The following is a 13,626-nucleotide window of genomic DNA, read 5'->3' on the forward strand; positions in this document are numbered from 1 at the left end:
GACTCCTCTACTTGTTTCTCGACAACTCAAGTATAAAGGAAGGGAGAGTTTGCGTGTTTTTTTATGCTCAAAATCTATCCCTCGAATTGTTTTATAACCCCAACATATATAATAGAGCCCAAAAAAATACCTACCACCATTACATCAGGTGGTAGGTATTTCATCTATCAAAACTTAGTTTTCTTCTTCTTCGTCTTCATCTTCGTCAGCTAGCTCGTCGCCGTTATCGTCGTCAAGCTCAACGTCGATTTCTTCTTCAGTGTCAAGCTCTTCATCGTCTAGAGCTGGCTCTTCAACGTCTTCAGCAGGCTCATCCATTGGTACTTCTTCTTCTAGAGCTGGATCTTCTACTGGTGCTTCTTCTTCTGCAGGCTCACCACAAGCTGCAAGTAGTCCTAGTGATAATACAGCAACTGCTGATGTCATTAAGAATTTCTTTTTCATAATAATTACCCCCAATAATTTTATATGACTAGCAGATATATCTTTAGCTTGCTGTTAGTCTTTGTGTATCTTAGCAAGATTATTCATGCTCGTCTATGCAAATCGAACTTTTTTGGTATTATCTAACAACTTTCTCATCTTATTACATTTTTTCCCACAATCCTAGAAATAACACTTTACCATGTTAAAGGAGGGTCAGACCCCTCTTTACCACTCTACTACACTACAGTGGGGACTGACCCCTCTTCACTACATCACAGCAATATAGAGGGGATCAATCCCCTCTATAGCTTAGTGTGTCTTTTTTGGTTTTTTTAATGCATGCATGATCATGGTACATTCATGATGTGGAACTGGTTTGCTGAACAGGTAGCCTTGTGCGCGAAAGCAGCCTTTATTTTTGATCAGAATTAGCTGATCATGTGTTTCGACTCCTTCACAAATGACGGAAACGCCAAGGCTTTGTCCCATCGCAATGATCAGCTTCACAATTGCATCTTTTTCCTTCGTTGACTCGCCTCGTACGAACGATTGATCAATTTTCAATGTGTCAATTGGGAAAAGGTTTAACTGACTTAAGGAAGAGTAACCGGTTCCAAAATCATCTAAGGACACCTTCACTCCCTGCTCTTTCAGCGCGTTCAGTTTCTCACGGATATCTGATAATTGCAAAATAGCCATTTTTTCTGTCACTTCAAGGCATAATAATTGTGGGTCTATTCCAGAATTATTTAATATTTTACTTACTCGTGATGTGAAATTTTCCTTTACAAAAAAGGGCATTGATACATTAACTGATATAACCAGGTCACTAAACCCATTATCATGCCACTTTTTCCCTTGTTCCACGGCGCACTTTAACACCCACTCATCTATATCAGCGAGAACCCCCATATCTTCAGCCACCGGCAAAAATTCAGCCGGAGAGATCAATCCTTTCTCAGGGTGATTCCAACGAACGAGAGCTTCTACACCAAATGGCTTTTCCGTTTCAAGATCTACTTGCATCTGGTAATGCACATCTAACTGATTTTCACTTATTGCTTTTAACAGGTCGACTTCTAACGAAAGTTCCTCTGCGCTTTGATCATTCATTTCAGTCCTGTAAAAACGAAAACTATTACGCCCCTCATTTTTTGTCCAGTACATCGCCGAATCAGCATTTTTTAAGAGCGTGGTAACGTCCGAACCATGATCTGGGAAACGACTAATTCCGATGCTCAGTGTTAAATAAAAAAATTTTTCACACACTAAAAACGGTTGGCGAATCGCCTCAAAGATCGATTCAATGAGCTCTTCTAACACCAACTCATCTTTATACCTGATAAAAATAGTAAATTCATCTCCTGCAAAGCGACTAACCACTCCATTTGAACTAACCACATTCCTTAAACGCCCCGCCAGTTGCACCAAAACATCATCGCCTGCTTGATGGCCATAGGAGTCATTGATCTTTTTAAAGCGATCTAAATCAAGGAACATTACAGCAATTTTTTCAGACGTTCTTTTTGCAACAGATATCGCCATTTCTAACGATTCTTTAAAATTAATCCGATTCGGCAGCTGCGTCAGCTCATCATGATACGCAAGGTGCTTCATCATTTGCTCGTTGTTTATACGCACGGTCATATCACGCATAATCCCGATATAAAAACTCTCTTCGTCATTTTCTTGCTTGATCTCAGTAACGGTAATGTACGACCAAAAAAGCGCACCATCTTTTCGTTTATTAATTAACTCCCCAGTCCATGATCCTGATGTACGGATTTGGTTCCACATTTCAATATACGTTGAGCGAGGCGTTTTCCCCGATTGTAAAAAATTAGGGTTTCTCCCCACCGCCTCACCTAACGTGTATCCCGTTATTCGTTCAAACGCAGGGTTGACCACGATGATTTCACGCATATTATTCGTTATCATCAAACCATCATTCATATGATCGAATAAAACTTCAACATTTTTCTGATCCTTCGTAAAACGTTCAATCGCTGCGTTCACTAGTTTTCCCCCTCTTCATTCGTCCATAACCCCTGCGTGTATATTCCCTTATTTATTTAATTGCAAACGTAATATCAGCTTCACAAGCTAGTTCACCATCAACGGTTGCAATAGCATGTCCTTTTCCAACTGGTCCTTTCAACCTTGTGATCTCCACTTCTAAGCGTAACTGATCACCTGGTACGACTTGTCTTTTAAAACGGCATTTATCAATTCCACCAAAAAACGCGAGCTTGCCACGGTTTTCTTCTCTCTTCAACATTGCCACAGCCCCAACTTGAGCGAGTGCTTCTACAATTAATACTCCAGGCATAACTGGGTAATCGGGAAAATGGCCATTAAAGAATTCCTCATTTGCTGTAACATTTTTAATCCCAACCGCTTTTTTGCCTTCTTCAAGTTCAAGAATCTTGTCCACTAATAAAAAGGGATAACGATGTGGGATAATCTCTTTAATTTCATTAATTGTAAGCATTTACAACATCCTCTCAAAATAGATAGTTGTCCTGATTATATCATACGTTTGTACCAATTTCTTTTCCATAAAAAAAAGGGACAATTTAATGTCCCTTGATAATATCTATAATATGGTACCAAGTGTCTGGATGAGTTGCATCGCCTGCATCACCATCTCCAATTACACTAAACCCAACAATCACACCTAATATGAGACTCCCACCAATCAAGATGATCGCGAGTAAAATTCGGAGCCAAATCGGAATCAAGCGCAAACGTGGCTTTTTCCGATTTTTTCTTCGCTCTTCACGTGATTCCTCTTCTTTTGCCTTTAAAGCGAGTGCCTCTGAATCATTTTGTTCTGTGGAATCAGACTGGTCATCAGTAATTAGTTCTTGGTCTTCGGCTGCAGTGGCTTCCGCTTGCTCTACACCCTCGCCTTGCTCCAGCTCTTCAGACCCACTAGCATTTGTTTCTTCTGTAACAGCTTCTTCCTGTTCGCTCTTAGACTCTCCAGCTTCTTCTACTTCATCAGTTGGCTCCTCTTTTTCATCCTCAGAACCATCTGCAACAGCTTTTTCCTCCAGCTCACCCTCAGATTCCGCTGCTTCACCCTCAGAACCTCCGGCATCCACTTCTTCTGCATCCTCTTGCTCGCTCTCAGATTCGGTTGCTCCTTCAAGTGTCTCCAGTTCTTCTGCAGCAGCTTCATCTTTTTGCTCGACGCTAGAATCTGCCACTTCCTCAGAAGCATCCACACTCGACTCAGTAGCGTTCTCGTCACTACTTTTATCTATGGTCATTGCGCTTGCTTCCTGCTCTTTGTCAGTACTCTCTTTTTCGGATAGCTCGCTGCCTCTATTTTGTTTTATGTCTGTTTCTTCTTCTCGGCTTTTATTATTTGATCGATTTTCAGTCATCGTTTTCTCCTCAAATCTGTTCAGCCGTTTCATGCTGATTTGTAACGTTTCCGAGTATAGCTATTGTCCCTCATTAAATCACTGGTGAAATTTTATTATCTGCGAAGACCGTTTACGAGTCCTGACATTTCATCGGCCATCGAAATAGAGCGCGAATTGAATTGGAAATGGCGCTGCGCTTCAATTAGTGCATTCATTTCCTTGCTTAGATCAACATTAGACCCTTCTAAAAAGCCTTGGTTAATGCGTTGGTTACCAGCTCCAACCTCTTCTAGCACATCAGCAATGGCTAAACCCAATGCTTGAAAGTCCGGCAAGCGATAAAGATTGTTCCCGGTTGGGTCAAGCAGTTGTGGCTTCAATACTCTTGTTAGCGCCATCTCTCCAACGTTTTGAACCGTACCATCATTTAATGTGACCTGCAGTTGCCCTTCACCCGTTAGAGTGATAGTTTGAAAGTTTAAGGGAATATTTATTCGATTTCCTGCATCATCTAATACAAAATCTCCGTTCGCTGTTACCAATGTTAAAGAATCATCTGTATCTGGATCACCACTTAAATAAAACGAACCGTCTCTTGTCAGACGCTCAACAGATTGGCCGTTTTCTACAGTCTCAATCCTAAAGAAGTGATTTTTTTCCGTAATTGCAAAATCAAGTTCACGTTCTGTTTCGATAAGGGGTCCAAGCTCTGTGCGCACAGCTGTTTGTGCAATTTTAGCTCCTGTTCCAACACGTAGTCCGTCCGGTGTTAAACGGCCAGCTTCATAGGCAGGGTTTGATTGATTATTCAATTGTTGAACTAACAAATCTGAAAACGTTGCTTCACTGCGCTTAAATCCCGTTGTGTTCGTATTTGCTATGTTGTGAGATATGGTATCAAGCTTCTTTTGCAGTTGTCCCATCGTAACAGATGCTGCGATCATTGATGTATTCATCATTCATCCCTCGTTTTTCTAATTAATACGTGCTCAAACAGAAACAAGAATGAGACGCACAGGAGGATAGGTTCCCATACGTCTAGCTCGTTTACCCAATTCTTCCGATTTCGTTAACAGCTTTATCTAGACTTTGATCATACGCTTGCAAAACTCGTTGATTGGCTTCAAATGAACGGTACGCACTCATCATTTCTGTCATCGTTTGCTGCGCATCAACATTTGAGCGTTCCAAAAACCCTTGTTGGACTTGAAATGTCAGATCACCATTTCCAATCGCTGTTGGGAGCGCCTCTCCGTCAAGGCGTAGGAGCCCATCCCCTTCTTTTACAAGTTGCAATGGATCCTCAGCATAGACGACATTTAGTTGTGCAACTTGCACACCGCCTTCATTGATGATGAAGCCTTGTTCATTCACCCGGAACTCTTCACTTCCTACTTGCATCGGTTGCCCGTTCGTATCTAGCACGTAATGACCCGCTGCTGAAGTGAGAAACCCCTCTCCATCAACGGTAAAACTTCCATCACGCGAGTAGCGAAGATCACCATCGCCATTTTGCATCGTATAAAAAAGCGCGCCCGGATTGCCTGATTCCGTCTCAGGCATCACCCCTTGCAACAGGGCAAGATCGGTACTATTGTCCGTTTGCATTAAATCACCTTGGCGAAAGTTCGGCATGCGTTCTTGTAAGTACACACCTGTAGTTAACTGACCAATCGTTTGAGCTGAGCCAGGGCCTGGTCCTTGCGACTGGGTTCCCATTGCTTTAATTAACATATTCGGAAACGCTCGTAGCGACGCCTGGTCCGCTTTGAATCCCGGTGTATTGGCATTGGCCATATTATTCGTTAACATTTCTTGGCGTTGCTGCTGCGCGATCATTCCTGCAGCTGCACCGTACATACCACGAAGCATGCTCGTTCCTCCTAAAATCTTGGAAATGCGCTGCCTATTGGCAACGCCTCCGCTTTTATATTTTTACTTTTTTACTCGACATACGGTCTAGATTTTCTAAGATAATTCCGGTTCCTTTTGCCACGCAGTGCATTGGTTCTTCGGCAATCAGAACTGGGACTTTTAATTCTTCTGCTAGTAATTGATCAATTCCGTGTAAGAGTGCTCCTCCACCTGTTAGGATTACTCCACGATCGATTATATCGGCTGAAAGCTCTGGTGGCGTTTGTTCTAGGACTTGTTTTGAAGCTTGTACGATATATGAAACAGACTCTGTTAACGCCTCTTCAATCTCTTTTGAGTGTACCGTAATTGTTCTTGGAAGTCCACTGACCATATCACGCCCGCGGATGTCAATTTCTTCCTGACGTGCACCTGGAAATACTGTTGCGATTTGGACTTTGATGTTCTCTGCAGTTCGCTCACCAATTAAGAGCTTATACTTCTTCTTTATGTATGCAAGAATATCTGCGTCGAAGCGATCGCCCGCGATTTTCATGGAAGAGGCGGTGACGATATCACCCATCGAAAGAACAGCAACATCTGTTGTTCCACCGCCAATGTCTACTACCATGTTACCGCTTGGTTGGAAGATCTCCATTCCAGCACCAATTGCAGCAACTTTCGGTTCTTCTTCTAAATAAACATTTTTCCCCCCACTTTTCTCAACCGCTTCTCGAATTGCTTTTTGCTCAACGGATGTAATATTCGTTGGGCAACAAACAAGAATGCGAGGCTTTGAGAAAAGGCTCTTGACGTTAATCTTGCTTAAGAAATGTTTGAGCATTGATTCAGTCATTTCAAAGTCAGCAATGACACCGTCTTTCATTGGACGCATAGCAACAATATTTCCTGGTGTACGTCCGACCATACGAAACGCTTCTTCTCCTACTGCTAGGACTTTGTTCGTTGTTGTTTCAACTGCAACTACTGACGGCTCATTTAGGACAATCCCACTACCTTTAACATATACGAGGACATTTGCAGTTCCCAAATCTATTCCTATATCGCGACCAAACATGATTCTTTTTCCTCCCTGTTCCACGAACATATCATACTTTATATATTACGATTTACCTAATTTTCTATTTTATCACAGAATGTTCAAACAGGGCCATTTTTTTCAGAAAAAGTTACATGATTTGACAAATTAATTTTTTGTTTTAGCAATTGGTGGAGTGGGCTCATCCGACTTGCGGTACTTCACTTTCGTTGCTTCGCCACCTCGCAAGTGACGAATGGATTTGTGATAATCCAAGATTTCTTTGACTTGATTTGCTAGTTCTGGGTTGATTTCTGGTAAACGTTCTGTGAGGTCCTTGTGTACGGTACTTTTTGAGACGCCGAATTCTTTTGCGATGGTCCTCACCGTTTTCTTTGTCTCAACAACATACCTACCAATCTTGATAGTTCGCTCTTTGATGTAATCGTGCACACGACTCGCCTCCTAATTCTGTGTTGGTGATTGGTACAGTTTATTAAGGCGAGCCGCAAGATATACCATATTATTGTAAGGACATGCTTGACTTTTCAGAATTTTATGTTCCTCTTAGTTTGTTCACTAATCGCAAGAAGGTCGGCAAGGGTGCGTTGGCCACGATTTTCAAGGTGATACAGAAGCTCACAAAAAAGATGTGCTGTCGTAAGAGCATCCCCTAATGCTCGGTGTCGATCGTAAATTCTCGTGCCAAATTGACTAGCGTACCGTTCTAAGTCATACATTTGCCGTGATGGGCTAATATAGCCAATCAGATCTAGGGTATCGATACACGTTGGCATCTCCATTCGGTATTGATGTCGTTGTAGTTCCTTTTTGAGAACGAGCAGGTCAAAGCTAACGTAATGCCCGACCCATATCGATCCGTTTGTCTTCTCACTAAATTCAAGCAGAGCTTCAATTGCTTTGAGCGAGGACGGAGCATTTTGAATTGTTTCCATGGAAATACCGGTGAGGCTAGTAATCTCAGCAGGAATTTCTCGCTCAGGATGCACAAACATCTGAAACGTCTCCTCTTGGACCTTCCGATTTCGAACGGAAACGGCACCAATTTCAATCATTCGGTCCTTCGCGCCAACTGCGAATCCTGTCGTTTCCGTGTCGAACACCGTAAAGCAAAGCTCAGAAATCGGCGTAGAAAGTGGCGTCTCCTTTCCTTCGCCACGAGGCAGCAACGGCTTCCTCCAGAACATCGGCTCACCTCCTTGTTGTTGGGGTGGGGTCAGACACCTCTTTAGTGTGGTGAAGAGGTGTCTGACCCCGGTCGGTCTGCTCACCATAGGGTTATGGTGAAGTTTTGTAGGTTGCGGATGGCCTTTAGGGCGAGCAGTAGCTCTTCTTTGTCCTTCGTGCGTAGATGACGGAATTCAACTTGGCTGCTCTTCTCTTCTCCAAGTTTATATGCTTGCCAGGCGCGTTCAACCCGTATGCGTAAGACAATCTCATAGGCATAGCGTAGTTCGTCAGCTGTTTTCTCTGAGAGAGTCTTTTTCTTTTCAAGCTGTTCAATCATGTTTTCGGAGCTCCCCCCTCCAAACATCCCTTCTCGTGCGCACAATAGCTGCAAGCAATGATGAAACGGGAAGAGAGCTTCCTTTTTCAAGTCAATCGTCTCACGCTTTCTTAAGAGCCGAGCGAGAATTGGATGGTCAAAGGTCGGAACCGGTCGCTCTTTCTCAACCTCAGTCATCCGGAAGAAAAAAATACGCGCACGTTCAAACGCTTCTTCTACACCTTTTACAAACTGATCATGCAACGCCTCATCGCCATATAAAAACCGGAACGCAAAAAAATTATACGCCAGCAATATGTTTTCATTCGTCGCCCGGATGCTCCATTTCCTCAAGCGTTCCTGCCAAGCAGTGACAGACCCACGCCACTTCTTCTCACTTGCCATCATCAGCCCTTTACAGCGCGTATATCCGGCTAGCTCCAAACAGTGGACAATCTCAACGCCCAACCTCTCAAAGTACTCCTCAACACGCGCCACCTCAGCACCACTATCACTTTCAGCATTCACGTCCACATCCTCATACACAAGAAAATGATCCTGGTCGGTCAGCATAAACTGCTCGCGACGGCCCCCGCTTCCCATCATGTACCACGCAAAGCGTACGGGTGGCTCGCCGTAACCCTCTTCAACCAAACGCTCAACAGCTAGCTCAATAGCATGCCGAACCAAACGGTCATACAACTTTGTCATTACATCGAGCGTATGAACGGTTGGAATCCCGTCAGTTATCAAACTGCCCAGTACTTCATACATCGCAGGCTCGAGCTCACCGATCGTCTCAACTGTTGATTGTTCAATCGTTTGCAGAAGCTGCATCGTACCCCGATTTTTCTTGCGCATTAAATCAGACAGCGTCACCATTCCAATCACGCGACCACGATCCATGACCGGCAAGTGCTTGACACCATTCATCAAGAAGCTCGACAGCGCCTCATAGTAAAATGCATCCCGGGAAATAATGTACGGGTTTGGCGTCATGACATCTCGTGCAACGACACCACCCCCACCACCTCTTGCCACTACACGTTCAACTAAGTCTTTTTCTGTAATAATCCCAATTAGCTGATCACTATCGTTTAACACAGCGACAGAACTCGTCGAACGCTTCACCATTGTGCGTGCGACATCACGCACATCATCGTCCATATCGACAATCACAACAGGCTCACTCATAAAATCTTGAATACGCCGGATAAACGGCTCGCTCTCACCCCATTTATTGGCGAGACGAACTTGTTCAGCGAAGGAGCCGTAAATGTCACGCAAGCGAATCGTCGCTTGTTTTAAGAGGAAATCGCGAACGACAGGGTCCTCCCACCTCGCTTTTACAACAGAATAAGGGATATGAAGGCAGGTCGCTTCTGCCACTGCCCCCACCTCAGCTTCATAGTGGCCCGGCTCCTCTGTTTTCCCACCTAAAAAATCAGCTAAGCTTGAAAAGCCAATCATATCGCCCTCCTCTAGCACTTCGAGGACCTCTTTTTGATTATGGCCCTCCTTAACAAAAACTTCTGCTACCCCCTTTAGGATAAGCAGAAGTCCTTCTCGTGGTGCTTTCTTATAAAGCACCTTCTCAAATTTTTTATAATCTTTGAGGGCGCAGGCCCCCATTAGTGTTTCAAAGTCTGCATCGGTTGCGCCTTGAAACAAGGGGTGCCTACGAATTTTTTCATAAAATTTATTTTCCTGTTGATTCATCCATCCATACCTCTCCATCTTTATACGTCATTTGCTCTGGGTAACGGAGATCAACTACTTCATCTTGCAGTTTCTGTGATGGTGCTGCTGTCATTTTTGAAACGATGATCGTTACAAGCAAGTTCACCGGAACCCCGATCAAACCAGCACCTGTATCTTGGATGCCAAAGAGCATATATCCTTCACGAGCAAATAAAATGTAGCCGAGCGTTACCGTTAAGCCGACAACCATCCCAGCGATCGCCCCTTGCTTGTTCGCACGCTTCCACCATACACCAAGTAAAAGAACAGGGAAGAAAGTACCACCAGCAAGCGCAAATGCCCATGCCACAATTTGAGTGATCACTCCAGGAGGATTAAGCGCTACAGCACCAGCAACAATCGTTGCTAATACAATCGCCCAACGACCAGCCGCGAGACGTTTTTTATCACTAGCATTTGGATTCATTAAACGGTAGTAAATATCATGGGCAAACGATGATGAAATCGTAATAAGCAAGCCGCCAGCTGTTGAAAGCGCTGCCGCCATTGCCCCGGCTGCTACAAGTCCGATTACAAATACCCCAAGGTTTGCGATCTCAGGAGTAGCCATTACAACAATATCGTTAGAGATCACAATTTCTTGCCATTGCAAAATTCCATCGCCATTCGTGTCAGCAAGCTGCAACAGGCCTGTGTTGATCCAGTTTTCCGTCCATGCCGGTAATTCATCGAGCGGCTGTCCTGCAACACGCGTCATTAAGATAAAGCGCGAAAAGGCTGCATATGCCGGAGCCGATAAATAAAGGAGTGCGATAAAAACAAGTGCCCACGCTCCACTCCAACGTGCTGCTTTCATCGTTGTTACAGTGTAGAAACGAACGATAACGTGTGGAAGTGCTGCTGTACCAACCATTAAGGTGAACATTAAGGCGATAAATTGCGCTTTTTCACTTTCAGCAAATGGAGCAAAGTATTCGGTTATTCCAAGCTCCCGATCAAGCGCACCAAGCTCACTTACAATATTACCATATGTAAGCCATGGCAGTGGATTTCCCGTTACTTGAAGAGACATAAAGACAATCGGGATAATGTAGGCAATGATCAAAATCATGTATTGCGCTACTTGCGTCCACGTGATCCCTTTCATCCCACCGAGAGTAGCGTAAATCGCAATAACGACAACCCCAATCATTGTCCCGTACATCGCTGGAATGTTTAAAATACGCCCAATTACAACCCCTGAACCTGCAAGCTGTCCAATGATGTACGTGAAACTGATGATAATCGTTGCGATTGCTGCAATCAGTCTCGCTGCATTACTGTCGAAACGATCGCCAATAAACTCTGGAACCGTATAACGACCATATTTACGTAGTTGTGGTGCAAGTAAAAAGGTAAGAAATAAATAGCCACCAGTCCAACCCATAATATAGGCTAAACCGTCATATCCAAGAATCATAACCGTACCAGCCATCCCAATGAATGAGGCTGCACTCATCCAATCGCCACCGATGGCCATCCCGTTCCAAAACGGTGGTACTCCTCGGCTTGCGACGTAGAAGTCTGATGTCGCTTTTGCTCTATTAAAGATTGAAATCCCAATATAAAGTCCGAACGTTGCGAGAATCAAAAGCAATGAAACAATGGTTTGCTGATCCATGTATCTTCCCCCTTATGCTTCTTTTTTCGTCATGAAGCGATTCACTTAAAGCCTAGTGATCTAGTACCTTGCCTGAGCTAACTCTCGTATTCTGCTCTTCATCAATGCCAAACTTTTTATCAATTTTGTCACTAATAATTGCATTGCCAAAAAGCAAGATTACAAATGTTGCGACAGCGCCCTGTGCTCCCATATAGTAATGAGCTGGCATTCCCATAATTGAAAACTGAGAAAAATATTCAGCAAAGGCAACGACAGCAAATGAAACCAAGCCTCCAATTATCAAACAGATCACAACGAGCATGGTGCGCGCACGAAAATAAGCATCGGCCACTTTTTTATCAATTTTTTTCACAACGTACTCCTCCTCTTTTGTAAAAATTCGAAGCAACTTAATAGGTTAGACGTAAGACAACATGCCTCCCTTCCTATGTTTTTTACAGTCGAGTAAATTCGTTTGTAGATTTTTGAATTGGGCGATAGCGTTGAATGGTGTTACATGAGTTGCAGCGTCCGAGTCTTCGGCGTTTCGTAGCGATGATCATGTTGAGGTATCCAATGGTTGGTATAAAGAGTAGAAAAATAGGATGAATGAAAATCGAGAATAGCATAGCAACGATCCAAGGAAACATACTTAAGAATAAAACATACTGCAGCTTCGGCATGGCCTGAAGCTTTCCACGCTTACATTTTTCGCATACTGGATAGTCGGTCTGAATAAGACGCAAGTGGTCCCGTTTACGATTTTCCATAGGCTTCACCTCAATCCAAAAATGAACCGAATGGTCTCAACAAAGCCAAGTGGCACCATTGCAATTTGGACAACCATGTAGGCAGCGATTGAAACAAACGGAACGGACATAAGCAGTGGTTTTTTCAAACGAATTGCAAAAATGATTGAAAAGAGCGTAATCACTAAAAACAGATAAATCATTTTGATCCCCCCCAAACCTAGTTTGTAAGCGTTATCATATTTTTGCAAAGGCTGTTATACTCGCCTACGCTCTGTTCTATATCACATTATTCCAAAATTTCGGATTTATGTCAATATTCTGTATTGTATTTTTCACCCCAAAAAAACGACAAGCTACCTCGAGTATTGTCGCATACTTAAGGTAGCTTGCCTTTTCCTATTAACCTAACTCACTTTGCTCTTGGTCTTCATCTTCATCATTGTTTTCTTCCGGTGTTACGTCTTCTTCGTCAGATTCAGATTCATCTTCCTTATCCTCATCTTCACCAGCGTCGACAGCACCATCTTCTTCACTAGCATCTACAGCATCGTCTTCTTCAGTGCCTTCTTCTTCAGCAGGCTTTTCATCTTCGTTCTTCTTTTCTTCATCTGCAATATCTCTTACAGAGTCAATTGGTTGTTGGAATACATCATTTGGATTAACAGCAATCCCATCATGGCGAATTTCAAAGTGTACATGAATTCCAGCTTCTGAATTATAACTGTTGCGTCCAGCTCTGCCTAACACATCGCCTTGCTCAACCGTTTCGCCTTCCTCTACTTCCAATGCTTCTAAGCTATGATAATGCGTAACAACGCCATCTTCGTGTGAGATTTCAACAACATATCCTAGCAATGAATCTTTTTCTGCTTTGATCACAGTACCACTAACAGCAGCCGTTGCATCAAAACTCTCACCATCAACATGTGCGAAGTCCATACCTTTATTTGGGAAATACGTATTATTGTAGTATACAAGAGCTTCTTGCTGTTCCTCTGGTGAACTATTCACATCATAAAAGTACCCAACAACTGTAACTTCTTCCTCATCGACTACTGGCATTTTGATTACTTCAGATGAAGCCGTTACTGCTACTGCATCTTCAGAGTATGGGTCCATTCCTTGTGCATAACTTGGATCCGTTACTTCAACACTATCTTCAGGTGTTGCGCTCTCGTTGCCACTTTGTGCAACAAAAACAGCACTTAACACACCTGCTGCAGCAACTAGATAGACTGCTGGCAATACCCAGCGTTTACGTAATAAACTTTTTACATTTAATTTTTCTTCAGAAGAGCGTTTGTTTTCTTCTTCTCTCATTTTCCATCACC

Annotated in this window: 14 protein-coding genes; all 14 read right to left on the reverse strand. The window is 43.3% G+C overall.

The window, feature by feature from the left end:
• Positions 1-174: 174 nt before the first annotated feature.
• Positions 175-444, reverse strand: coding sequence for a DNA primase (locus AC1FXZ_RS15440; protein ID WP_480055223.1), 270 nt, complete (start codon positions 442-444; stop codon positions 175-177).
• Between the two features lie 291 nt (positions 445-735).
• Positions 736-2,442 (reverse strand): putative bifunctional diguanylate cyclase/phosphodiesterase, encoded by a 1,707-nt coding sequence (locus AC1FXZ_RS15445; protein WP_480055225.1) that lies wholly within the window; start codon positions 2,440-2,442, stop codon positions 736-738.
• Between the two features lie 52 nt (positions 2,443-2,494).
• A complete protein-coding gene (gene fabZ / locus AC1FXZ_RS15450) occupies positions 2,495-2,917 on the reverse strand; it encodes a 3-hydroxyacyl-ACP dehydratase FabZ (RefSeq protein WP_480055227.1) in 423 nt (140 codons plus the stop codon).
• 85 nt (positions 2,918-3,002) lie between these two features.
• Complete coding sequence (locus AC1FXZ_RS15455; RefSeq protein ID WP_480055229.1) at positions 3,003-3,818, reverse strand: DNA-directed RNA polymerase subunit beta; 816 nt, start codon at positions 3,816-3,818, stop codon at positions 3,003-3,005.
• A gap of 95 nt (positions 3,819-3,913) precedes the next feature.
• Positions 3,914-4,756: a flagellar hook-basal body protein gene (locus AC1FXZ_RS15460; protein WP_480055231.1), complete on the reverse strand. Its 843-nt coding sequence runs from the start codon at positions 4,754-4,756 to the stop codon at positions 3,914-3,916.
• A 91-nt stretch (positions 4,757-4,847) separates the two neighbouring features.
• Positions 4,848-5,672: a flagellar hook-basal body protein gene (locus tag AC1FXZ_RS15465; protein ID WP_480055233.1), complete on the reverse strand. Its 825-nt coding sequence runs from the start codon at positions 5,670-5,672 to the stop codon at positions 4,848-4,850.
• A gap of 55 nt (positions 5,673-5,727) precedes the next feature.
• A complete protein-coding gene (mreB, locus tag AC1FXZ_RS15470) occupies positions 5,728-6,732 on the reverse strand; it encodes a rod shape-determining protein MreB (protein ID WP_480055235.1) in 1,005 nt (334 codons plus the stop codon).
• Between the two features lie 129 nt (positions 6,733-6,861).
• Complete coding sequence (spoIIID, locus tag AC1FXZ_RS15475) at positions 6,862-7,146, reverse strand: sporulation transcriptional regulator SpoIIID (RefSeq protein ID WP_480055237.1); 285 nt, start codon at positions 7,144-7,146, stop codon at positions 6,862-6,864.
• Positions 7,147-7,241: 95 nt separating this feature from the next.
• Entirely contained in the window at positions 7,242-7,901 is a 660-nt protein-coding gene (locus AC1FXZ_RS15480) for a 3'-5' exonuclease (RefSeq protein ID WP_480055239.1), read from the reverse strand.
• Between the two features lie 80 nt (positions 7,902-7,981).
• Positions 7,982-9,919, reverse strand: a complete 1,938-nt coding sequence (locus AC1FXZ_RS15485; protein ID WP_480055241.1) for a DUF294 nucleotidyltransferase-like domain-containing protein — start codon at positions 9,917-9,919, stop codon at positions 7,982-7,984.
• Positions 9,900-11,561, reverse strand: a complete 1,662-nt coding sequence (locus AC1FXZ_RS15490; RefSeq protein ID WP_480055243.1) for a sodium:solute symporter family protein — start codon at positions 11,559-11,561, stop codon at positions 9,900-9,902. The genes AC1FXZ_RS15485 and AC1FXZ_RS15490 overlap by 20 nt, the downstream gene beginning before the upstream one ends.
• A 52-nt stretch (positions 11,562-11,613) precedes the next feature.
• Positions 11,614-11,916, reverse strand: a complete 303-nt coding sequence (locus AC1FXZ_RS15495) for a DUF4212 domain-containing protein (protein ID WP_480055245.1) — start codon at positions 11,914-11,916, stop codon at positions 11,614-11,616.
• A gap of 402 nt (positions 11,917-12,318) precedes the next feature.
• The gene (locus AC1FXZ_RS15500; RefSeq protein ID WP_480055247.1) at positions 12,319-12,495 is read right to left on the reverse strand and encodes a hypothetical protein; all 177 of its coding nucleotides are present in this window, start codon (positions 12,493-12,495) and stop codon (positions 12,319-12,321) included.
• A gap of 199 nt (positions 12,496-12,694) precedes the next feature.
• Positions 12,695-13,615 (reverse strand): stage II sporulation protein SpoIIQ, encoded by a 921-nt coding sequence (gene spoIIQ, locus AC1FXZ_RS15505; protein WP_480055249.1) that lies wholly within the window; start codon positions 13,613-13,615, stop codon positions 12,695-12,697.
• Positions 13,616-13,626: the final 11 nt, after the last annotated feature.

The sequence above is a fragment of the Halalkalibacter sp. HAAS-P014 genome (assembly GCF_056619965.1).